This window comes from Cellulomonas sp. SG140 (assembly GCF_025770785.1).
Taxonomy (GTDB): domain Bacteria; phylum Actinomycetota; class Actinomycetes; order Actinomycetales; family Cellulomonadaceae; genus Cellulomonas.
This window is the reverse complement of the sequence record NZ_JANZLA010000006.1, coordinates 96972-119480: the sequence shown is the minus strand read 5'-3', so window position 1 is coordinate 119480 and position 22509 is coordinate 96972. Positions and strand designations below refer to the sequence as shown.

Annotated in this window: 18 protein-coding genes; 15 read left to right on the top strand and 3 right to left on the bottom strand. The window is 72.9% G+C overall.

Features of this window, described 5'->3' with window-relative positions; genetic code table 11:
- The 12 genes from N0B34_RS12415 to N0B34_RS12360 all read left to right on the top strand — a co-directional run bounded on the left by N0B34_RS12415 (position 1) and on the right by N0B34_RS12360 (position 17115).
- The gene (locus N0B34_RS12415; RefSeq protein ID WP_263731712.1) at positions 1-888 is read left to right on the top strand and encodes an ABC transporter permease; all 888 of its coding nucleotides are present in this window, start codon (positions 1-3) and stop codon (positions 886-888) included.
- Positions 881-2728 (top strand): ABC transporter ATP-binding protein, encoded by a 1848-nt coding sequence (locus N0B34_RS12410; protein ID WP_263731711.1) that lies wholly within the window; start codon positions 881-883, stop codon positions 2726-2728. Before N0B34_RS12415 ends, N0B34_RS12410 begins: the two co-directional genes overlap by 8 nt.
- A gap of 246 nt (positions 2729-2974) precedes the next feature.
- Positions 2975-4663, top strand: a complete 1689-nt coding sequence (locus N0B34_RS12405) for a peptide ABC transporter substrate-binding protein (protein WP_263731710.1) — start codon at positions 2975-2977, stop codon at positions 4661-4663.
- A gap of 175 nt (positions 4664-4838) precedes the next feature.
- Positions 4839-5765 (top strand): ABC transporter permease, encoded by a 927-nt coding sequence (locus N0B34_RS12400; RefSeq protein ID WP_263731709.1) that lies wholly within the window; start codon positions 4839-4841, stop codon positions 5763-5765.
- Positions 5758-6708: an ABC transporter permease gene (locus N0B34_RS12395; protein WP_263731708.1), complete on the top strand. Its 951-nt coding sequence runs from the start codon at positions 5758-5760 to the stop codon at positions 6706-6708. The genes N0B34_RS12400 and N0B34_RS12395 overlap by 8 nt, the downstream gene beginning before the upstream one ends.
- Positions 6705-8447: a dipeptide ABC transporter ATP-binding protein gene (locus N0B34_RS12390; RefSeq protein ID WP_263731707.1), complete on the top strand. Its 1743-nt coding sequence runs from the start codon at positions 6705-6707 to the stop codon at positions 8445-8447. Before N0B34_RS12395 ends, N0B34_RS12390 begins: the two co-directional genes overlap by 4 nt.
- 5 nt (positions 8448-8452) lie before the next feature.
- Positions 8453-10528, top strand: coding sequence for an ABC transporter substrate-binding protein (locus N0B34_RS12385; RefSeq protein WP_263731706.1), 2076 nt, complete (start codon positions 8453-8455; stop codon positions 10526-10528).
- A 139-nt stretch (positions 10529-10667) separates the two neighbouring features.
- Positions 10668-12590 (top strand): translational GTPase TypA, encoded by a 1923-nt coding sequence (gene typA / locus N0B34_RS12380; RefSeq protein WP_263731705.1) that lies wholly within the window; start codon positions 10668-10670, stop codon positions 12588-12590.
- A 32-nt stretch (positions 12591-12622) separates the two neighbouring features.
- Positions 12623-13564, top strand: coding sequence for a PIG-L family deacetylase (locus N0B34_RS12375; protein ID WP_263731704.1), 942 nt, complete (start codon positions 12623-12625; stop codon positions 13562-13564).
- A gap of 9 nt (positions 13565-13573) precedes the next feature.
- Positions 13574-13930, top strand: a complete 357-nt coding sequence (locus N0B34_RS12370) for a DUF6113 family protein (protein WP_263731703.1) — start codon at positions 13574-13576, stop codon at positions 13928-13930.
- Positions 13927-14427, top strand: coding sequence for a flavin reductase family protein (locus N0B34_RS12365; RefSeq protein ID WP_263731702.1), 501 nt, complete (start codon positions 13927-13929; stop codon positions 14425-14427). The genes N0B34_RS12370 and N0B34_RS12365 overlap by 4 nt, the downstream gene beginning before the upstream one ends.
- Before the next feature lie 129 nt (positions 14428-14556).
- Entirely contained in the window at positions 14557-17115 is a 2559-nt protein-coding gene (locus N0B34_RS12360; protein WP_263731701.1) for a VanW family protein, read from the top strand.
- 19 nt (positions 17116-17134) lie between these two features.
- On the opposite strand, the gene N0B34_RS12355 is transcribed toward N0B34_RS12360, so the two are convergent.
- Positions 17135-17380 carry a hypothetical protein gene (locus tag N0B34_RS12355; protein ID WP_263731700.1) on the bottom strand — a complete coding sequence of 82 codons (246 nt, stop codon included), beginning with the start codon at positions 17378-17380 and terminating at the stop codon, positions 17135-17137.
- A gap of 113 nt (positions 17381-17493) precedes the next feature.
- Here N0B34_RS12355 and fdxA point away from each other — a divergent pair, with 113 nt between their 5' ends.
- The 3 genes from fdxA to N0B34_RS12340 all read left to right on the top strand — a co-directional run bounded on the left by fdxA (position 17494) and on the right by N0B34_RS12340 (position 20462).
- Positions 17494-17820 (top strand): ferredoxin, encoded by a 327-nt coding sequence (gene fdxA / locus N0B34_RS12350; RefSeq protein ID WP_263731699.1) that lies wholly within the window; start codon positions 17494-17496, stop codon positions 17818-17820.
- 7 nt (positions 17821-17827) lie between these two features.
- Positions 17828-18982, top strand: coding sequence for a succinyldiaminopimelate transaminase (gene dapC, locus N0B34_RS12345; RefSeq protein ID WP_263731698.1), 1155 nt, complete (start codon positions 17828-17830; stop codon positions 18980-18982).
- Between the two features lie 169 nt (positions 18983-19151).
- Complete coding sequence (locus N0B34_RS12340) at positions 19152-20462, top strand: citrate synthase (RefSeq protein WP_263731697.1); 1311 nt, start codon at positions 19152-19154, stop codon at positions 20460-20462.
- An 87-nt stretch (positions 20463-20549) separates the two neighbouring features.
- On the opposite strand, the gene N0B34_RS12335 is transcribed toward N0B34_RS12340, so the two are convergent.
- Together N0B34_RS12335 and dapD are read right to left on the bottom strand one after the other, a co-directional pair.
- Positions 20550-21485 carry a hypothetical protein gene (locus N0B34_RS12335; protein WP_263731696.1) on the bottom strand — a complete coding sequence of 312 codons (936 nt, stop codon included), beginning with the start codon at positions 21483-21485 and terminating at the stop codon, positions 20550-20552.
- Positions 21485-22429 (bottom strand): 2,3,4,5-tetrahydropyridine-2,6-dicarboxylate N-succinyltransferase, encoded by a 945-nt coding sequence (gene dapD / locus N0B34_RS12330; RefSeq protein ID WP_263731695.1) that lies wholly within the window; start codon positions 22427-22429, stop codon positions 21485-21487. The genes N0B34_RS12335 and dapD overlap by 1 nt, the downstream gene beginning before the upstream one ends.
- Positions 22430-22509 lie beyond the last annotated feature (80 nt).

Here is a 22509-nt window from a genome sequence, read left to right as displayed (position 1 = left end):
GTGGCCGTCACCGACCTGACCGCCACCTCGGCTCCCGGGTCCGGGGCACCCGGTGTGCTGCGTCGCACCTTCCGGGCACCGCGAGCCCGGGTGGGGCTGGCGGTGCTGGTGCTGGTCGTCCTCGCGGCCGTCCTCGGTCCCGTCCTGTCGCGCTGGGACCCGTTCACCTCGGACGTCACCGCCTTCGGGCGACCGCCGACCGCGCTGCACTGGTTCGGCACGGACTCCTCCGGTCGGGACCTGTACGTCCGCACCCTCGTCGGGCTGCGCACGTCGCTCGCCGTCGGGCTGGTCGCCGGCCCGCTGTCGACGCTGATCGCCGCCGTGGTCGGCGCCGTCGGCGGCTACCTCGGAGGTCGGGTCGACCGCGTGGTGGTGTGGGGCATCGACCTCGCGCTCGTGCTGCCGTCCTTCTACCTGCTGGTGCTCCTCGCCCCGACGGCGGGCCGTGCCGGCTGGTTCGCGGTGGCTCTCGCCATCGCGCTGCTGGGCTGGATGGTGATGGCACGGCTGGTCCGGGCGCAGGCCCGCTCGCTGCGCCGTCGTGACTTCGTGACGGCGGCACGGTTCCTCGGCGTGCCCACGGGCGCGGTGCTGCGCCGGCACGTGCTGCCGCACCTCGCGTCCCTCCTGGTCGTGGACGCGACGCTGGGCGTCGCAGCGGCGGTGCTCACCGAGGCGACGCTCGGCTGGGTGGGTCTCGGCCTCGGGCCGCCCGCGGTGTCGCTGGGCACCCTCCTCGCCGCCGGCAGCGCCTCGGCGGTCACGCGGCCCTGGCTGTTCTGGTTCCCGGCCGGTCTGCTGGTCGTCACGGTCCTGGCGACCAGCCTCGTCGGCGACGCGCTGCGCGACGCCCTCGACCCGACGACGGGGACAGCCGGTGAGTGAGCCGCTGCTCGCCGTGGAGGGGCTGGGCGTCACGTTCCGCGCCCCGCGCGCGGCCCGGCCCGGCCCACGCCCGCGCAGCCGGTCCGCCGCCGCAGCCGGGGGCGTTCCTGCCGTCCGGGACGTCTCGTTCACCGTCGGCGGCGACGAGGTGGTCGCCCTGGTCGGCGAGTCGGGAGCGGGGAAGACGACGACGGCGCTCGCCGTCCTCGGGCTGCTCCCCTCGAGCGCACGCGTGCGCGGCTCGGTCCGGTTGGAGGGGACCTCGCTCCTCGACCTGTCGGACCGCGCGTTCTCCGCGCTGCGCGGCGTGCGGATCGCGATGGTGTTCCAGGACCCTCGCTCGGCGCTGCCCCCGGTGCACCGCGTCGGCGCTCTGCTCGTCGAGGCGCTCCAGCTGCACGACCGGCGGCTGTCCCGTGCTGCGGCGCTCGCCCGGGCCGCGCAGCTGTGCACCCTCGTCGGCCTGCCGGCGCGGGCCCTGGACGCGTACCCGCACCAGCTGTCCGGCGGCCAGCGCCAGCGCGTGCTCGTCGCGGTCGCGGTCGCCAACCGCCCCCGGCTGATCGTCGCCGACGAGCCCACCTCCTCCCTGGACGTCACGGTCCAGGCCCAGGTGCTCGAGGTGCTGCACCGGGCCCGCGAGGCCGCCGGCGCGTCGTTGCTCCTCATCACGCACGACCCGGGGGTGGTGGCGGGCCACGCGGACCGCGTCGTGGTGCTGCGCGACGGGCAGGTCGTGGAGCAGGGCGACGTGAGGACGTTGTTCGACGCGCCCGGTCAGGACTACACGGCCAGGCTGCTCCGGGCCGAGGCGCCCGCACCCGCTCAGCGCGCGGTGGAGCTCACCGGGCGTGCGGCCGTCGAGCTGGTCGACGTGCGTCGCACCTTCCGGTCGCGGAGCAGGTGGAGGGGGCGCGCCGCCGACGAGGCCGTCGTCGCGATGGACGGGGTCAGCCTCGTCGTCCCGCGGGGCACCACGTTGGCCCTGGTCGGGGAGAGCGGGAGCGGGAAGACGACGACGGCGCTGGCCATCGCGTCCCTCGAGCCGCCCGAGGCGGGGACCGTGCGGGTGGTCGGGACCGACGTGTCCACCGTGCCGCGGCTCGGCCGCGGCGAGCGGCTGGCCCTGCGCAGACGGGTGCAGCTGGTGTTCCAGGACGCCGGCGGCTCGCTCGACCCCCGCATGACGGTGCGGCAGTCCCTCGCCGAGGGCTTCCGGGCCGCCGGCGCGGCCGGTGCGGACGTCCCCGGCGTCCTGCGGCTCGTCGGCCTGCCTGAACCCCTCGCGGAGCGGTACCCGCACGAGCTCTCGGGCGGCCAGCTGCAGCGCGTCGCCCTCGCTCGCGCGCTCGCCGCCCGGCCCGAGGTCCTGGTGCTGGACGAGCCGGTCTCGGCCCTGGACGCACCGGTCCGCGCGGAGCTGCTCGCCCTGGTGGACCGGCTGCGCGACGAGCTGCGGCTGACCTGCGTCCTCGTCGCCCACGACCTGGGCGTGGTGCGCGCCCACGCGGAGCTCGTCGCCGTGATGTACCGCGGCCGCGTGGTCGAGCAGGGGCAGGCGCACGTGGTGCTCGACGACCCGCGGCACCCGTACACGCGCGCCCTGCTCGCCGCCGTCCCGGTGGCGGACCCGCGCGTACGACCGGTTCGGGTGCCGCTGCTGGACGACGACGCGCCGCCGACGGCCGGATGCCGCTTCCGTCACCGGTGTTCGCTCCGCGCCGCGCTGCCCGACGACCTCGCGCAGGTGTGCACACAGGTGGACCCGGTGTCTCGTCGGATCGAGGGCCGGGACGTGGCGTGCCACTACGCGGACGTCCCCGTTCAGCGACACCCCTGATGGCGGGCGCCGTGTTACCAGCATGTTTCGGGCCGGTGTCCGGCCGGGCATCCTCCCAGCGCAGGACCTACTGGGCAGTATCGATCACGTAACGATTCGAAACCGGTGTCCAGCCTGTCGCGAATGTCCGGCTCGACCGCCCTACGGTGGCTCCCAACGTGTGGCGGTCGGCGACGTCCGTGCGCGCACCCGGCCAGGCCGGTGGCGTGCACCTCTCGCCCGGCCACTCCCATCCCAGGAGGAACATTGAAGATCAGGCGTAGCGCAGGCCTGCTCGCGACGATCACGGCTGGTGCCCTGCTCCTCGCGGCCTGCTCCAGCGGCGGCTCGTCGAGCTCCAGCTCGACCACGGCGGCCAGCGGCGGGACCAGCACGGGCATCGTGACGGCATGGGGCAGCGAGCCCGAGAACCCGCTGATCCCCACCAACACCAACGAGACCGGTGGCGGGACGATCCTCACCCAGATCTTCGCGGGCCTCGTGTACTACGACGCCAAGGGCAAGACGCACAACGAGGTCGCGGACTCCATCACGTCGTCGGACAACACCAACTGGACCATCAAGCTGAAGTCCGGCTGGAAGTTCACCAACGGTGAGCCCGTCACGGCCAAGAGCTTCGTGGACGCGTGGAACTACGGCGCCGTCTCCACCAACGCCCAGCTGAACAGCGGCTGGTTCCAGGACCCGAGCTACGGCATCCCGATCGTCGGCTACGACGACACGCAGGCCGCGGACGCCTCGAGCCAGCCGAAGGCCACGACGATGTCGGGTCTGAAGGTCGTGGACGACACGACCTTCACGGTCCAGCTGACCACCCCGCTGTCGGACTTCCCGGTCCGCATCGGCTACTCGGCCTTCTTCCCGCTGCCGTCCGTGGCGTTCAAGGACATGAAGGCGTTCGGCGAGAACCCGATCGGCAACGGCCCGTACAAGGTCGCCGACAACGGCTGGACCCACAACGTCGACATCAAGCTGGTGCCGAACACGGACTTCACCGGTGACCGCAAGGCGCGCAACGGTGGGCTGGACATCAAGTTCTACACATCTCAGGACACGGCCTACAACGACCTGCTCGCGGGCCAGCTCGACGTCCTGCAGACCGTCCCGTCGTCCGCTCTGGGCACCTTCCAGAACGACCTGGGCAGCAACGCGGTGAACATCCCGGGCGCCGTGTGGCAGGGCTTCACGATCCCGCAGAACCTCGCGCACTTCACCGGCGCCGAGGGTCAGCTCCGCCGTGCGGCTCTCTCCCACGCGATCGACCGTGACACCATCACCAAGACGATCTTCCACGGCACCCGTACCCCGGCGACCGACTTCACCTCCCCGGTCATCCCGGGCTGGTCGGACAAGATCGACGGCTCCGACGTGCTGAAGTACGACCCGGCCGCCGCCAAGAAGCTCTGGGCCCAGGCGGACGCCATGTCGCCGTGGTCGGGCACCTTCACCATCGCCTACAACGCCGACGGTGGGCACCAGGCGTGGGTCGACGCCGTGACCAACAGCATCAAGAACGCGCTGGGCATCGACGCGGCCGGTCAGCCGTACCCGGTCTTCAAGGACCTGCGCACGGACATCAACGCCAGCAAGAAGGGCAAGAAGACCGGTCTGACCGGTGCGTTCCGCAGCGGCTGGCAGGGTGACTACCCGGGCGCGCTCGACTTCCTCGGTGCCATGTGGGCCACGGGAGCCGGCTCGAACGACGGCAGCTACTCGAACCCGCAGTTCGACGCGCTGCTCAGCAAGGGTGCGCAGGAGAAGTCTCTGGACGACGCGAACAAGGACTTCGCCCAGGCCCAGACGATCCTGTTCAAGGACCTGCCGTCGATCCCGCTGTGGTACTCGAACTCCACGGGCGGCTTCGCCAAGACGGTGAAGAACGTCGAGTTCGGCTGGGACGGCGTCCCGCTGTACTACGCGGTCACCAAGTCCTGACCTGATCGCTCCACGAGTGGGGGCGGGGCCCGCTGGGGCCCCGCCCCCACTCGTCTGCGGTGGTCGGAGGCCGCCGATGGACTACAGTTCACCGGTCGGCGCTCCGCCTCCGTGAGGGAGCGGACCCCCCTGTCGCGGCACTGATCGTCGCGACCCCTGACTCGAAGGAAGGCTGATGGCCCGCTATCTCGGCCGCCGCCTGCTCCAGGCGATCCCCGTGTTCTTCGGGGCGACGCTGCTGATCTACTTCATGGTGTTCTCGCTGCCCGGCGACCCCGTGCTCGCCCTCGGCGGTGACAAGGGTGTGAGCGATGCGCTGGCCGCGCAGCTGCGCTCCAAGTACAACCTGGACAAGCCCTTCCTGGTCCAGTACGTGCTGTACCTCAAGGGCATCTTCACCGGGAACTTCGGCGTGACCTTCTCGGGACGCCCCGTCGGCGAGCTGCTGGCGCACGCGTACCCCATCACCTTCAAGCTCGCGATCATGGCGCTGGTCTTCGAGGGCGTGTTCGGCATCGGCGCCGGACTGCTCGCCGGCCTGCGCAAGGGCAAGGTGTTCGACTCCACGCTGCTGGTCGTCAGCCTCGTGGTGATCGCCGTTCCGACGTTCGTCATCGGCTTCGTGCTGCAGTTCTTCGTCGGTGTGAAGTGGCACCTGCTGCCGGTGTCCGTCGGGTCGGACGTGTCGTTCCGGACGTTGCTGATGCCGGCGATCGTGCTCGGGGCGGTGTCGTTCGCCTACGTGCTGCGGCTGACCCGGACGTCCGTCTTCGAGAACCTCACCGCCGACTTCGTCCGCACCGCGACCGCGAAGGGTCTGTCCCGGCCCCGCGTGGTGATGGTGCACGTGCTGCGCAACTCGCTGATCCCGGTGGTCACGTTCCTCGGGTCCGACCTCGGCAGCCTGATGGGCGGCGCGATCGTCACCGAGGGCATCTTCAACATCTCGGGCGTCGGCGGCACCCTCTACCAGGCGATCCGCCAGGGGAGCGCACCCACCATCGTGTCCTTCACCACGATCCTCGTGATCGTGTTCATCGCGGCGAACCTGATCGTGGACCTGCTGTACGCCGCACTCGACCCGAGGATCCGTTATGCCTGAGCCCCTCGTCCGTCAGGACCAGGCGCACTTCTTCGCCTCGCTCGACGAGGACGTGCTCGCCGCCGTCGACGCCGTCGACGAGACCGAGGCCCCTGCCAGCATGTGGCAGGACGCCTGGCGCAACCTCCGGACGCGTCCGCTGTTCTGGGTGTCCGCGGCGATCATCCTGCTGGTGGTCGTCGTCGCGATCTTCCCGAAGCTGTTCACCTCGGTGGACCCGAACTTCTGCGAGCTGCAGAACAGCCTGAAGCGGCCGGAGGCGGGGCACCCGTTCGGGTTCGACTTCCAGGGCTGTGACATCTACGCCCGCACGATCTACGGGGCGCGTGCGTCGGTCGCGGTCGGCGTGCTGACCACGATCCTCGTCACCGTCCTCGGCGCGGTGATCGGCGCGATCGCCGGCTTCTACGCCGGCTGGTTCGACGCGCTGCTCTCGCGCGTGACCGACATCTTCTTCGCGATCCCGTTCGTGCTCGCAGCCGTGCTGGTCATGGCGATGTTCCGGGCGCACCGCAACATCTTCACCGTGGTGCTGGTGCTCGGGATCTTCGGCTGGCCGCAGATCGCCCGCATCACCCGCGGTGCCGTGATGAGCGTCAAGAACGCCGACTTCATCACGGCCGCCAAGGCCCTCGGCGCCTCGAGGCCGGCGGCGCTGGTGCGGCACGTGATGCCGAACTCGCTGGCTCCGATCATCGTGACCGCGACCGTGTCCCTCGGCACGTTCATCGTGGCCGAGGCGACGTTGTCGTTCCTCGGTCTCGGGCTGCCGCCGTCGGTGGTCTCGTGGGGTGCGGACGTGGCCAAGGCCCAGCAGCAGCTGCGCAGCTACCCGGGCATCCTCTTCTACCCGGCCGGCGCCCTCGCCCTGACGGTGCTCGGCTTCATCATGATGGGCGACGCCGTACGCGACGCCCTCGACCCGAAGGCCCGGAAGCGATGAGCAGGACGACGGTGGAGCTGACCGACACGCAGGCGCCGGTGGTCGACCGCAACAGCCCGCTGCTGCAGGTGCGCAACCTCGACGTCTCGTTCACCACGGCGACCGGTGTGGTCAACGCGGTGCGCGGCGCGGACCTGACGATCTACCCCGGGCAGGCCGTCGCCATCGTGGGCGAGTCGGGCTCGGGCAAGTCGACCCTCGCGCACTCGATCATCAACCTGCTGCCCGGCACCGGCCGGGTCACCGCGGGATCGATCCTCTTCGACGGTCGTGAGCTGGTCGGCGCCGACAAGAAGACGTTCGTCGGCCTGCGCGGCAAGGAGATCGGCCTGGTCCCGCAGGACCCGATGACCAACCTGAACCCCGTCTGGAAGATCGGGTACCAGGTCAAGGAGGCCCTCAAGGCCAACGGCATCGCGTCCGGCAAGGCGGCGATGACCCGCGTGGCCGAGCTGCTCGCGGAGGCCGGTCTGCCGGACGCCGCCCGCCGGGCCAACCAGTACCCGCACGAGTTCTCCGGCGGCATGCGCCAGCGCGCCCTCATCGCGATCGGCCTGGCCGCACGGCCCAAGCTGCTGATCGCCGACGAGCCGACGTCGGCCCTCGACGTGACGGTGCAGCGCAAGATCCTCGACCACCTGGAGGGTCTGACCGAGCAGCTCGGCACGGCCGTGCTGTTCATCACCCACGACCTGGGCCTCGCGGCGGAGCGCGCCGAGCACCTCGTCGTGATGTACCGCGGGCAGGTGGTCGAGTCCGGCCCGGCGCGCAAGATCCTCGCCGACCCCCAGCACCCGTACACCAAGCGGCTGGTCGCGTCGGCTCCCTCCCTCGCCTCGCGGCGGATCCAGAGCGCGAAGGAGCGCGGCGAGCGCGCCACGGAGCTGCTGGCGATCACGCACGGCGACGGCGTCAGCCCCGCTCGGCAGGAGCTGATCCGCGTCGAGCACCTGACGAAGGTCTTCGAGCTGCGCGGTGGTGGCGCCGGTGCCGCCAAGGAGTTCAAGGCGGTCGACGACGTCTCGTTCACCGTCCGCCGCGGCACCACGATGGCGCTGGTGGGCGAGTCGGGCTCCGGCAAGTCGACGGTCGCCAACATCATGCTCAACCTGCTGCAGCCCACCGAGGGGAAGATCTACTTCGAGGGCACGGACCTGCACCAGCTCGACCGCAAGGGCGAGTTCGGCTTCCGGCGCCGGGTGCAGCCGATCTTCCAGAACCCGTACGGGTCGCTCGACCCGATGTACTCGATCTTCCGCACGCTCGAGGAGCCGCTGCGGATCCACCGCGTCGGCGACAAGAAGTCGCGCGAGAAGCGGGTGCGCGAGCTGCTCGACATGGTGGCGCTGCCGGCGTCGACGATGCGGCGGTTCCCCAACGAGCTCTCGGGTGGTCAGCGGCAGCGCATCGCCGTCGCCCGCGCTCTCGCGCTCGAGCCCGACGTGATCGTGTGCGACGAGGCGGTCTCCGCCCTCGACGTGCTGGTGCAGGCGCAGATCCTCACGCTGCTGAACGACCTTCAGGCCGAGCTGGGCCTGACGTACCTGTTCATCACGCACGACCTGGCCGTGGTGCGGCAGATCGCCGACGAGGTCTCCGTCATGCAGTCCGGCCGCATCGTCGAGGCCGCCACGACCGACGAGGTGTTCGACAACCCGCGCGAGGAGTACACGCGCGAGCTGCTGAACGCGATCCCGGGCGCGCACCTCGACGTGTTCGGCGCCCCGCCGGCCGCCTGAGCACCGTGCGCCGCCGTCGTGGGCAGCTGATCGCCGCCCTCGTGGCGGTGGCCGCGCTCACGGTTGCCGGCTGCACCGCCACGACGGTCGACCCGCAGCGGTCTCGGACGGTGGTGGTCACCGTGGACGTGCCTTTCGAGTCGCTCAACGCCGCGACGACCGCGGGCCGGACACCGGGCAGCACGCTGGTCCGCGGGCTGGTGCAGGACCGGTTCACCACGGTGGACGAGGCAGGTGCCGTGGTCCCGGACACGGCGATGGGCACGGTCGAGAAGACGTCCGACAACCCGTTGACCGTGCGGTACACCATCGCGCCGAACGCCCGGTGGTCGGACGGTGTGCCGGTCACCGGCGACGACCTGCTGCTGGAGTGGGCGGCGCGGTCGGGTCAGCTCGACGAGACGCCGCCGGGCACCGGTCCCGGCGGCACCGAGACGGCGAGCCCTGCTCCGAGCAGCTCCGCCACGGTGTCGGCGGCGCCGAGCACCACGCCCGCCGCGTCGAGCACCGCTCCCGCACCGAGTTCCTCGGCCCCGTCGACGGCGCCTGCCTCGGACACCGTGTGGTTCGGCGCGGTGTCGCCGGTGCTGGTGCACGCCCCCGCCCTCCCGACGGTGGACGAGCACGGGCTCACTCTCGTGTACGCCGACCCCGTCGCGGACTGGCAGTCCGCCCTCGACGTCAACCTCCCCGCCCATGTCGTCGGCCGGCTGGCGCTGGGCGGGGCGACGGGTGCGACCGAGGGCCCGACCGCGGGCGCTGCGGCGTCCGCCACCCCGGGGTCGCCGTCCGCGACCACCGCAACGGGTGGGTCGCCCGCTGCGACGTCGACCGCGGGGGCAGACGCGCCACGCTGGGCCGCCCTGGTGACGGCGGCGATCCAGCACGCGGACCGCAACGCGCTGATCCCGGTCTCGCGCGTCTGGCGCACGGCTGCGGACGCGGCGGCGTTGAAGGACGACCCGGCCGCCGCGGTGACCACCGGCCCGTACCGGCTCGACGTGGTGGACCCCGGCAAGCGTGTGGAGCTGGTGCGCAACGAGGCGTACTCGGGTGCGCGGCCTGCGGCGTACGACCGCGTGGTGGTGCGCTCCGACCTCGACCCGCTCGCCCAGGTGGCCGCCCTGCGCGCCGGCACGGCGGACGTGGTGGCTCCCGTGGCGACGCCGGACGTCCGGTCGGCGCTGCAGAAGCTGCCGAACGTCCGGCTGTCCGACGGCGGTGGTGCGGTCCTGCAGCTCCAGCTGCAGGAGGGTGGCGGCAGCGTCTTCGACCCGGCGCACTGGACGTCGTCCGGTGGCGACGGCACGGCGCGGGCGGCGGCACTGCGCGCCGCGTTCGTCGGTGCGGTGGACCGCGCTCGGCTCGCAGCCCTTGCCCACGGGTCGCCGAGCGGCGCCGTCCTCGCCGCCGTCGGCCCGACCGCGACGACCTCGGCGGCGGCACCGAGCCAGTCGTCCAGCCCGGCCCCCGGCGACACGACCACGAGCGCTCCCCCGCCGTCCGCGACACCCGGCGGCCCGTCCGCAACCCCGACGGGCGGCCCCTCCGCGGCGGCCGTGCCGGTCCGCGTCCTGGTGAGCACGGACGACGAGGTGCGCCGGGACATGCTGGCGGCGCTGACGGCGCAGCTGGCGCCCGCGGGGTTCGCGGTCACGCAGGCGCGGCCCGCCGACCCGGCCACGGCGCTGTGGGCGGACCCGGGCTCCTGGGACGTCGCGCTGCTGCCCGTGCCGCAGAGTCCCGCGCCGGTCGCCTCGGTGCTGGCTCGATGGCGCACGGGCGGCGCCACCAACGTCACGGCGCACCGCGACCCCGCGCTGGACGCACTGCTGGACCAGGCTGCGAGGCAGACCGATGCGGCGGCCGTCACCGAGTCGCTGTCCGCCGTCTCGGCAGCGCTCACCGCTGCGGACGTCGTGGTGCCCCTGGTGCGTCAGCCGGAGCTGGCGGCGACGGTCGGCGCCGGGACGTCGACCGCCTCGTCCGACGGCCGGCCTCGGTTGCCACAGGTTCCCGCCGTCCCGTGGGGGTCGGCCGACCTGACGTCGTGGTGGCGCTGGGCGAGCACCGCCGCCTGAGGTCTGCCCGTCCCAGGGGAGGCGCAGCTGCTGGCCCTCGTCACGGACCGACCCGGGGCCCGCGGCGCGGACCGCGTAGAATCGTCGGGCGCCCGCCGTCGTGGCGCGCTCCCCACCCTCGAACAGAGATGAGTCTCGTATGCCCGCCGTGCGTCCGGACCTGCGCAACGTCGCGATCGTCGCGCACGTCGACCACGGCAAGACCACCCTGGTCGACGCCATGCTCTGGCAGACCGGGGCGTTCGGCGCCCACGAGCACGTCGAGCGGCGCGCGATGGACTCCGGCGAGCTGGAGCGCGAGAAGGGCATCACGATCCTCGCCAAGAACACCGCGGTCCGGTACTCCGGGCCTGCGGCGGCGGAGGCGGGGCAGCCCGACGGCATCACGATCAACGTGATCGACACCCCCGGCCACGCCGACTTCGGTGGCGAGGTGGAGCGCGGCCTGTCGATGGTCGACGGCGTCGTGCTGCTGGTGGACGCGAGCGAGGGTCCGCTGCCGCAGACCCGGTTCGTGCTGCGCAAGGCGCTGGCGGCCAAGCTGCCGGTGATCCTCGTCGTGAACAAGGTCGACCGGCCGGACGCGCGCATCAGCGAGGTCGTCTCCGAGACGACCGACCTGCTGCTCGGCCTCGCCTCTGACCTGCACGAGGACGTCCCGGACCTCGACCTGGACTCGATCCTCGACGTGCCGGTGGTCTACGCCGCGGCCAAGGCCGGGCGCGCGTCGCTGGAGCAGCCGGCGGACGGCGGTCTGCCGGACAACGAGGACCTCGAGCCGCTGTTCGCCACGATCGTCGCGAAGATCCCGGCGCCGACGTACGACGAGGACGCGCCGTTGCAGGCGCACGTCACCAACCTCGACGCGTCGCCCTTCCTCGGCCGGCTCGCCCTGCTCCGCATCTTCAACGGCACCCTGCGCAAGGGCCAGACCGTCGCGTGGGCACGGCACGACGGCAGCATCCAGAACGTCAAGGTGACCGAGCTGCTCGAGACCAAGGCGCTCGAGCGCGTGCCCACCGACGAGGCCCGTCCGGGCGACATCGTCGCCGTCGCCGGCATCGAGGACATCACCATCGGCGAGACGCTGACGGACCCGGACGACCCGCGCCCGCTGCCGCTGATCACGGTCGACGACCCCGCCATCTCCGTCACCATCGGGATCAACACGTCCCCGCTGGCCGGCAAGGGCGGCAAGGGCCACAAGGTCACCGCGCGGCAGGTCAAGGACCGCCTGGACCGCGAGCTCGTCGGCAACGTCTCGCTGCGCGTGCTGCCGACCAGCCGGCCGGACGCGTGGGAGGTGCAGGGCCGCGGCGAGCTGGCGCTGGCCATCCTGGTCGAGCAGATGCGCCGCGAGGGCTTCGAGCTGACGGTCGGCAAGCCCCAGGTGGTCACCAAGCAGATCGACGGGCACACCTGGGAGCCGACCGAGCGGATGACCATCGACGTGCCCGAGGAGTTCCTCGGCGCCGTCACGCAGCTGATGGCGCAGCGCCGCGGCCGCATGCAGACGATGTCCAACCACGGCACCGGCTGGGTCCGCATGGAGTTCCTGGTGCCGGCGCGCGGGCTGATCGGCTTCCGCACCCGGTTCCTCACCGACACCCGTGGGACCGGCATCGCGTCGTCGATCGCCGAGGGCTACGAGCCGTGGGCGGGCAGCATCGAGACCCGGCTGACCGGCTCGCTCGTCGCCGACCGCGCCGGCGTCGCCACGCCGTACGCGATGACCAACCTGCAGGACCGTGGCACCTTCTTCGTCGACCCGACGCAGGAGGTCTACGAGGGCATGATCGTCGGCGAGAACCCGCGCAACGAGGACATGGACGTCAACATCACCAAGGAGAAGAAGCTCACCAACATGCGCTCCTCCACGGCGGACACGTTCGAGAACCTCGTGCCGCCGCGCAAGCTGACGCTCGAGGAGTCCCTCGAGTTCGCGCGCGAGGACGAGTGCGTCGAGGTGACGCCCGAGGTGGTGCGGCTGCGCAAGGTCGAGCTGGACCAGACCGAGCGGGCGCGGATGACGGCGCGCGCGAAGGCCGCCGCGCGGTCGTGACGCCGTCGGGCCCGGCGGGTCCGGGCGAGCACGTGACCGGGGGTCTCGTCGCGGTGCACGCGCACCCCGACGACGAGACGCTCTCGACCGGCGCGCTGCTCGCGGCGTTCGCCGATGCCGGGCGGCCTGTGACGGTGGTCACCGCCACCCGCGGTGAGCGTGGTGAGGTGATCGGTCATCGTCTCGCGCACCTGCAGGGCGACGGCCCGGCGCTGGCCGCCCATCGGGAGACGGAGCTGGCCGCTGCACTGACCGCCCTCGGGGTCGCCGACCACGCGTTCGTCGACCGGCTGGCTCCGGCGTCCTCGGGACGGTACGAGGACTCGGGCATGGTGTGGACCGGGTCGGCGCGCGCCGGGCTGGGTGCCGAGGTGCCCGCGGGCGCCTTCGTCGGCGTCCCGGTCGACGAGGCGGCCGAGCGGCTGGCGCGGCTGCTGCGTCGGCGCCGTCCGGACGTGGTCGCGACGTACGACCCGGAGGGAGGCTACGGCCACCCCGACCATGTCCGGGCGCACCAGGTGACGATGCGCGCGCTGGAGCTGACGACGGGACCGGCCTGGTCTCCCGTCGTGCTCTGGCGGCGCGCGGGCCGGACCGAGACGGCCGCCGCCGCGGCGGCCCTCGAGGCGCACGGGCCCTGGCCGGAGGGCCTGACGCTGACGGACCCCGCGGGGGAGACCGCAGCCCTCGTCGTGACCGACGAGGCCGTGCAGCTCGCGGTGGACGTGCGCCCCCTGCGTGATCAGGTGGTGGGCGCGCTGCGCGCTCACGCCACGCAGGTCCAGGCTGTGACCCCGATCGACGGCGACGTTCGGCTCCTCGGTGCGTTCGCCCTGAGCAACCGCCTGCTGCAGCCGCTCCTGCCGCACGAGGGCTACGAGGTGGTGGCCGGCGACCCAGGTGCCGTCGAGTGGCCGGCGCCCGTGCACCGGCGCCGGACCGGCTCGGACGGCGGCCCCAGCACGCGCCGGTAGCCTGACCCGGTGCAACCCCTGACAGCCGCCGCGGCGGGTCGTGCCGCGGGCGCCCTGCTGCTCGGTGTGCTGGTCGGTACGGTCGGCACCGTCGTGCACCGCGCCTACCAGCCGTGGGGGATGGTCGGGGCGCTCCTCCTTGTCCTCAGCGCCGCCGTCACGGCGCGCGCGTGGTCCGGCTGGGTCACGTGGGTCGGCTTCCTCGGCGGTCTCTTCCTCGCGGTGCAGGTGCTCGCGCAGCGGGGACCCGGCGGGGACGTGCTGGTGCCGGCCGGGGTGCTCGGGCTGGTGTGGGTCTTCGGGTCGCTGGTGGTCACGGTGGCGGTGGCGCTGCTCCCGCGCCGGCTGTTCGCCGACCGCCCGTGACCGCCGCCGACGGGCAGCACGTGGACGCGTACCGGGCGGCAGCCGCCCGGCTCCCCGGCGGCGTGTGCGTGGTCACGGTCGCGTGGCGGGGGTCGGTGCACGCCACCACGGTCAGCTCCGTGGCGTCGGTCTCGTTGCGGCCGCCGCAGCTCCTGTTCTGCGTGCACGCCGACTCCCGGCTGGCGGATGCGCTCGAGGAGACCGCGCGGTGGACCCTCAGCGTGCTGGCGGACGACCAGGCCCCGGTCGCGGACTGGCTGGCGTCGTACGGCCGGCCCGTCGTCGACCAGCTGCTCCGCGTGCCGCACACGGTCTCGGCGCTGACGGGCGGCGCTCGCGTGGACGGCGCCGCCGCCTGGTTCGACTGCGAGACGGTCGCGACGTACGAGTCCGGTGACCACCGGATCGTCGTGGGCGGCGTGCTCGACGCGGTCCAGGGGGACGCCGAGGCCGGTTCGCTGGTGCACCTTCGCGGGCGGCTGCGGCCGGTCCGCTGAACCGCGCGGGCCGGGCGTCCGCGCGCAGCCGTCCGGTGGCCGGCCGACGGGCACCTCCCCGGTCGCGGACCCCTGCCGCCGTAGAATCGCGCGACGCGGGAGAGCAGCCCCGCCACCCAGGGGGAGTGGATGACGAACGGGACCGACAGCGACTCCGTGCCGGTCGCCGATCCCACGCCGGGCGGCGACGGCACCCGCTGGCCCACCTGGTCCGACATCAGCCGGCTCCACCACATCCCTTCGGCGCACCCGGGTGGCGACGGCCCGAGCACGAAGCCGGACGAAGCGGAGCCGACCTCGGTCGCCGATGCCTCGGAGCAGACGCCGGAGGGCACCCCGGAGACGCCGGACGCCGGCGAGGGGACCGAACCGCGCGACCGGACCGCCGGGTCGGTGTCTGCCGAGACGGCGGATCCCACCGAGACCATCGTCCCTGCCGAGACCGTCGTCCCCACCGAGGCGGTGGCTCCCACCGAGGCGGTGGCTCCCGCCGAGACCGTGCACGACGCCGACGTCGAGGAGGCGGGCACCGCGGGGCACGCCCAGAGCGCGACGAAGCCAGCCCAGGCGGTCGACGGCGTCGACGCCGCGGCAGCTGCGCCGGGTGCGCCGGCGAGCGCCGCTGATGCCCCGGTCGTCGCTGACGCCGCGGTCGCCCCCGACGCCCCCGTTGCCGACGGTACTGGCGAGCCGGTCACCGGCCCGGGCGCACCGACCGCCGAGACGGCCTCGGGCGATGGCTCGCCGGCCGCCGTCGAACCTCCTGTCGACGCCCCGGCGACCCCTGTGACCGCCGCCGAGCCGACCGTCGCGGTCCCGGCGGTCCCGGCGGAGCCCGCGGCTGCTGCGACGACCCCCTCGCGGGCCAGCGCCTTCCCTGCGACCGCGGCCGGCGGCTCCTCGTCCCCGCACGTCCGCGCCGGCGCGATCCCGGTCGTGAGCCGCGACGCCTCGGTGCTCGACGACTTCGAGCCGGACGACGGCCGCCGTCGCTGGCCACGCCAGCTGGCCGTCGCGCTCGGCATCGTCCTGGTGCTCGTCGGTGCGTACGCCGGTGCCTGCTACGCGCTGGGCCACCGGGTGCCGCGTGGGGCCACGGTCGCCGGGGTGGACATCGGCGGCCTGACCGAAGCGGCGGCGGTGGACCGGCTGACCGGTCGCCTCGGCCCGGCCACCACCGGCGCGCTGGCCGTCGCGGCAGGCACCCAGCAGTCGCAGCTCGACCCGGCGCACGCCGGCCTGACGTTCGACGCCGCAGCGACGGTCCGGCGGCTGGTCGGCGTGAACCTGCTGCAACCGGTCCGCCTCTGGAACCAGGTGGTGGGGGTGGGTGCCCAGCCCGCCGTCACGGCGGTCGACGCCGGCGCCCTGCACGCCGCGGTCCGGCAGCTGGCCGACTCGCTGCAGGTCGCCCCGGTCAACGGTTCGATCGTCTTCGCCGACGGCACCGCCCACGCCACGCCGGCGCAGGACGGTACCGACCTGGACGTGCCCGGTGCGGAGAAGGCGATCCGCGACGGCTGGCTGGTGGGCGCTCGACCTCTGGTGCTGCCGACCAGGTCGGTCGTACCGGACATCACGCAGGCCGAGACGGACGCGGCGCTGACCGAGGTGGCGCAGCGCGTCGCCGGTGCACCCGTGACGGTGTCCGTCGCCGATCGGACGGTCAGCCTGCCCGCGAGCACCCTGGTCGCCAACGCGTCCTTCGTCGCCCAGGACGGCAAGCTGGTGCTGCAGCTCAACGGCCCCGCCCTGGTGGCCGCGGTGCTGGCGCAGACGCCAGGGCTCGTCACGCCGGCGTCGGACGCGCGCTTCGACTTCCAGAACGACGCCCCCGTGCTCGTCCCGGGGACGCCCGGCACGACGATCGACCCCAACGCCCTCGCCACGGCGGTCGCCACGGCCGCGTCGTCCCCGACCCAGCGCACCGCCACCGTCTCGCTGGTGCCGTCGGACCCGGCGCAGAGCACGGCGGCGCTGCAGGCGCTCGGCATCAAGGAGATCGTCTCGGAGTTCGCCACCCCGCTGACCAGCGAGCCGCACCGGACGGTCAACATCACCGTCGGTGCCAGCAAGATCAACGGCGTCCTCGTCAAGCCCGGTGACACCTTCAGCCTCGGCACCGCGCTGAGCCCGATCGATGCGGCGCACGGCTACATCGACGCCGGCGCGATCGTCGACGGCGACCACGTCCAGGCGCTGGGCGGCGGCCTGTCGCAGGTGTCGACGACCACGTACAACGCCGCCTTCTTCGCGGGCTTCGAGGACGTGGCGCACACCCCGCACTCGGAGTGGTTCACGCGGTACCCGGAGGGTCGCGAGGCGACGATCTTCGTGCCGACCCTCGACATGAAGTGGAAGAACAACACTCCGTACGGCGCCCTCATCCAGGCGTGGGTGGCGGACAACCAGATGCACGTGCGGATCTGGGGCACCAAGTACTGGACCGTGACGTCCACGACGAGCCCGCGGTCCAACGTGCACGCCCCGACGACGGTCTACTCGCAGTCGCCGAACTGCACGCCGCAGCAGGCCGGCAACCCGGGCTTCACCGTGACGGTGACGCGACAGCTGTCGTTGAACGGCGAGGTGAAGCAGTCGACGTCCCGGACCACCACGTACAAGCCGCAGGACACGATCATCTGCGGCCCGGCCCCGAGCGGGGCGTCGCCGAGCCCGACGTCCTGACCCCGCCGGCCAGCCGGCTCTAGAGAGAGCGGGGCCGGCGCCGCGGCGGTGCGGGCGGCACCACCTTGGTCAGGGCGATCGCACGGGCCGGGACGTGCACGTCACCGCGGCGGGTGCGGACCAGCACGCCCTCGTCGTCGACCTCCAGCAGGTCGCCCAGCACGTCCGTGTACCGCGGCTCGCCGGGCCCGGGGCTGTCGTCGCGCAGCCGGCGCACCACCACGCGGATGCCCGGGGCCCACTCCCGCCAGCCGTCGCGGCTCACGCGGCGTCCCCGTCATGTGGACCGTGACCGGGCGGCAGGGGCATGTGAGCGATACTAGGCACGACCGATCCGGCGCCGGCACCGCGCCTGTCGCGCACCCGTGGAGGAGCACCGTGACGTACGTCATCGCCGAGCCCTGTGTCGACGTCAAGGACAAGGCGTGCATCGACGAGTGTCCTGTCGACTGCATCTACGAGGGGCGTCGTTCGCTCTACATCCACCCCGACGAGTGCGTGGACTGCGGTGCGTGCGAGCCGGTGTGCCCGGTCGAGGCGATCTACTACGAGGACGACGTCCCGGAGCAGTGGGCGACGTACTACCAGGCCAACGTCGAGTTCTTCGACGACCTGGGCTCGCCCGGCGGTGCCGCCAAGATGGGCCAGATCGACAAGGACCACCCGATCATCGCCACGCTGCCGCTGCGCATCAACGGCGAGTGACGTCCCCGTGGGACTGCTGACCGGCACGCTCCCGGACTTCCCCTGGGACACCCTGGCACCGGCGGCCGCCCGTGCCGCTGCTCACCCCGGGGGGATCGTCGACCTGTCCGTCGGCACACCCGTCGACCCGACGCCGGTCCTGGTGCGCGAGGCCCTTGCTGCCGCGGCCGACTCACCTGGCTACCCGACGACCCACGGCACCAGGGAGCTCCGCGAGGCGGTCTCCCGGTGGTTCGCCCGGCGGCGGCACGTGCCGCACCTCGACCCCGCGGCGGTGCTGCCGACGGTCGGGTCCAAGGAGCTGGTCGCACTGCTGCCGGCTCTCCTCGGGCTCGGCCCGGGCGACGTGGTGCTGCACCCGGCGGTGGCGTACCCGACGTACGACGTCGGCGCCCGCCTCGCCGGTGCGACCCCGGAGCCGTGCGCCGACCCGGCCGCCCGGCTCGCCGCGGACGACGCGGGGGCGGTGCGGCTCGTCTGGCTGAACTCGCCGTGCAACCCGGACGGCTCCGTGCTCGGCGTCCCGCAGCTGCGTGCCGTGGTCGAGGCCGCCCGGGCGGCGTCGGCGCGGCACGGCAAGCCCGTGATCGTCGCGTCCGACGAGTGCTACGCCGAGCTGGCGTGGGACGCGCCGTGGGACGCCGAGGGCGTGCCGAGCCTGCTCGACCCGCGGGTGTGCGGCGGCGACCACTCCGGTCTGCTGGCCGCCTACTCCCTCTCCAAGCAGTCGAACCTCGCCGGCTACCGGGCGGCGTTCGTCGCCGGTGACCTCGCGCTGGTCACGGCGCTGCTGGAGGTCCGCAAGCACGCGGGCCTCATCGTGCCCGGGCCGGTGCAGGCGGCGATGACCGTGGCGCTGGACGACGACGCCCACGTGGCGGAGCAGAGGGCTCGCTACGCACGTCGCCGTCGGGTGCTGCGGGCCGCGCTGGAGGAGGCCGGGTACACGGTGGACCGCTCCGCGGCCGGCCTGTACCTGTGGACCCGTCCTGCGGCCGGCGGGCAGGACTCGTGGGCGACCGTGGACGACCTGGCCGGGCTGGGCATCTTGGTGGCACCCGGTGCGTTCTACGGGACGGCGGGAAGCGGCCACGTGCGCATCGCTCTGACGGCATCGGACGAGCGCATCGGGGAGGCCGCGGCTCGCCTGACTGGGGCATGACGGACCGTGTGAGTCGCGTCACACATGGGACGAACGTCCGCTGGACGTTGGTCGTGTGACGAATTCGGCGGGTACTGTCACGCCACATCCTGCGGGGCCCTCACCACTGGCCCCGCCCGCTGAGGTACGCGACGATGCGGCTCATCCGGCCGGTGCAGGAAGGACGAACATGACGGAGACCCTCTCGGCGCCCACGCAGGCACCGGTTCAGCTGGTGGTGGACGGCCAGGCCCGTGACCTGCCGATCGTCACCGCGACCGAGGGCAACGACGGCATCGTCGTCTCCTCGCTGCTGCGCGACACCGGCCTGGTGACCGTGGACCCCGGGTTCATGAACACGGCGTCCTGCGAGTCGAAGATCACCTACATCGACGGTGACGCCGGCATCTTGCGCTACCGCGGCTACCCGATCGACCAGCTCGCGGAGAGCTCCAGCTTCCTCGAGGTGGCGTACCTGCTGATCCACGGGGAGCTGCCGTCGCCGAGCGAGCTGGACAGCTTCGTCGAGCGCGTCAACCGGCACACGCTGGTGCACGAGGACTTCCGCACCTTCATGGGGACGTTCCCGCGCGGCGCGCACCCGATGGCCGTGATGGCCTCGGCGGTCAACGCGCTCTCGACCTTCTACCCCGAGTCGCTCGACCCGTTCGACCCCGAGGCGGTCGAGCTGGCCACCGTGCTGATCCTCGCCAAGACCCGCACCATCACGTCGTACGTGTACCGGGCGTCCAAGGGCGAGCCGCTGCTGTACCCGGACTACTCGCGCGGCTACGTCGAGGACTTCCTCCGCATGGCGTTCGCGGTGCCGTACCAGCAGTGGGCGCCGAACCCGGTCGCCGTCAAGGCGCTCGACAAGCTGCTGATCCTGCACGCCGACCACGAGCAGAACTGCTCCACGTCGACCGTGCGGATCGTCGGCTCGAGCCACGCCAACGTGTACGCGTCGGTCGCGGCGGGGATCAACGCCCTGTCCGGCCCGCTGCACGGCGGCGCCAACGAGGCCGTGCTGAAGATGCTCGTCGAGATCCAGAAGAACGGTGGCGACGCCACCTCGTTCATGCGGCGGGTCAAGGACAAGGAGGCGGGCGTCCGGCTGATGGGCTTCGGGCACCGCGTCTACAAGAACTACGACCCGCGTGCGGCGATCGTGAAGCAGAGCGCGCACGACGTGCTGCAGGCGCTCGGCACGCAGGACGAGCTGCTGGACATCGCCCTCCGCCTGGAGGAGATCGCGCTCTCGGACGACTACTTCATCTCCCGCAAGCTGTACCCGAACGTGGACTTCTACACCGGCCTGATCTACAAGGCGATGGGGTTCACCGAGGACATGTTCACGCCGCTGTTCGCCCTGGGACGCATGCCCGGGTGGATCGCGCAGTGGCGGGAGATGATGAACGACCCGCAGACCAAGATCGGCCGGCCGCGGCAGATCTACACGGGCGCCACCGAGCGCGACTACGTCCCGGTCGAGCAGCGCTGAGGGTTCGGGCGGCGGCTGGGCCGCCGCACGGAACGGCCCCGGCGCGCTCGGCCGGGTGGCACGTGCAGGGGATCGGACGGTGAACGGTCAGGTGGCGAGCGTCAGCCGCACCTGACCGGCTGGCAGCGCCGCGGTGGTGGTCGGGTGCCAGCCGTCGGTGCCCCGCTTCCACACCTGGTCGGCGACGGCCACCTGGTCGACACCGACGGTCCACGCCACCGCGACCGCCCACTGCGCGGTCGCCCATCCGGCGCGCGCCGCATCACCGGCGACCAGCGGCGTCGCGTCGAGCGCCACGACGGGCGCCGGCGCCGCGGTGTGCACCGAGCCCGCAGGCGGCGCGGTGGGGACGACGGATCCGGTCAGCCCGAGGTCCCGCGACGCCCGGGTCAGCACCGCGTCGGTGGTTCCCGGGGCGCTCGCCGGGCGGAGCGTGCAGCTCAGGGCGGCCGTCGACCATCCGGTCAGCGACGAGGCCCATGCCCTCGACCGGTCCTCGTGCACCGCGTACGCGTCGGGGAGCGCCGAGCGCTGCACCGCCTGGGCCGCCGCGGTGATCGGCAGGTTCTGGTAGTCGGGCACCTTCACCAGCCGGTCGTAGAACGTCCCGGTCGCGTAGACCGGGTCCATCACCTGGGCGGCGGTGCCCCAGCCCTGGGACGGCCGTTGCTGGAAGAGCCCGAGCGAGTCCCGGTCGCCGTGGTCGAGGTTGATCAGGCCGGACTCCTGCAGCGCCGTCGCGAGGGCGATCGTCGCCGCGCGTGCGGGGAGCCCACGACGGACCGCCACCGCGGCGATCACGGCCGCGTTGTCCGACTGCTGCGGGCTCAGCCGCGCCGTCACACCGTTGACCTCGGCGACACAGCTCTCCGCGAGGGGTGGTCGGGGCGCCGCGTGGTCGAGCAGCAGCACGACACCTGCCACCGCGGCGGCGGCCAGCAGCAGCGCCCCGACGACGGTGGCGAGGACTCGCCGTCCCCGCCGACGTCGCGGAGAACGACGCTGCGGGCGTCGACCCGGCATCAGTTGGCGTGCAACGCCGCGTTGAGCTGCACACCGACCCCGGTGCGCCGCACGGCCTCGACGGCCCCGGTGCGGGAGTTGCGACGGAACAGCACGCCATCCGCCCCGGACAGCTCGCGCGCCTTGACGACCCGCGCGCCAGGCTCGTCGTCGAACCCCACGAGCGCGACCTTGGTGCCCGCCGTGACGTACAGCCCGGCCTCGACCACGCAGTCGTCGCCGAGCCGGATGCCGAGACCGGCGTTCGCGCCGAGCAGCGTGCGCCGCCCGATCGACACCCGCTCGCGGCCACCGCCGGACAGGGTGCCCATGATCGACGCGCCACCACCGATGTCGGAGCCGTCTCCCACGACGACACCCTGGGAGATGCGGCCCTCGACCATGGAGACGCCGAGCGTGCCGGCGTTGTAGTTGACGAAGCCCTCGTGCATCACGGTGGTGCCGGGTGCCAGGTGCGCGCCGAGCCGGACGCGGTCGGCATCGGCGACCCGGACGCCGTCGGGGACGACGTAGTCGACCATCCGGGGGAACTTGTCCACGCCCAGGACCGTGACCGCGCCCCGGGCGCGCAGCCGCAGGCGGGTCTGCTCGAACCCCTCGACGGCGCACGGACCCGCCGAGGTCCAGACCACCGTGGGGAGCACGCCGAAGATGCCGTCGAGGTTCTGCTCGTTGGGCCGGACCAGACGGTGCGAGAGCAGGTGCAGCCGCAGGTAGGCGTCGGCGCAGTCGGCGGGGGCCGCGTCGAGGTCGATCGACGTGGTGACGACGACGACGGTGACCCCCCGCAGCGGGTCGGACCCGGTCGCCGCCGTCAGCTCGGCGGGCGGCTGCGCGTCGGCGGGCGCAGCGCCGAGCGCAGGCGCCGGGTACCAGACGTCCAGGGTGGTGCCGTCGTCGGCGACCGTGGCGAGGCCGTGGCCCCAGGCGGTACGGGAGGACATGGCCGCCAGCCTAGGGCCGGGACCTAGGCCCGTTCGGCGGGCGTCCGGACAGTGTCTAGGGTGTGCTCGGCACGGGTGCC

Excerpts from the sequence above, each read along its gene's own strand:
- N0B34_RS12400 (WP_263731709.1), top strand. The coding sequence starts at position 4,839 with ATGGCCCGCTATCTCGGCCGCCGCCTGCTCCAGGCGATCCCCGTGTTC.
- N0B34_RS12395 (WP_263731708.1), top strand. The coding sequence starts at position 5,758 with ATGCCTGAGCCCCTCGTCCGTCAGGACCAGGCGCACTTCTTCGCCTCG.
- N0B34_RS12390 (WP_263731707.1), top strand. The coding sequence starts at position 6,705 with ATGAGCAGGACGACGGTGGAGCTGACCGACACGCAGGCGCCGGTGGTC.
- typA (WP_263731705.1), top strand. The coding sequence starts at position 10,668 with ATGCCCGCCGTGCGTCCGGACCTGCGCAACGTCGCGATCGTCGCGCAC.
- N0B34_RS12360 (WP_263731701.1), top strand. The coding sequence starts at position 14,557 with ATGACGAACGGGACCGACAGCGACTCCGTGCCGGTCGCCGATCCCACG.
- N0B34_RS12340 (WP_263731697.1), top strand. The coding sequence starts at position 19,152 with ATGACGGAGACCCTCTCGGCGCCCACGCAGGCACCGGTTCAGCTGGTG.
- N0B34_RS12335 (WP_263731696.1), bottom strand. The coding sequence starts at position 21,485 with ATGCCGGGTCGACGCCCGCAGCGTCGTTCTCCGCGACGTCGGCGGGGA.
- dapD (WP_263731695.1), bottom strand. The coding sequence starts at position 22,429 with ATGTCCTCCCGTACCGCCTGGGGCCACGGCCTCGCCACGGTCGCCGAC.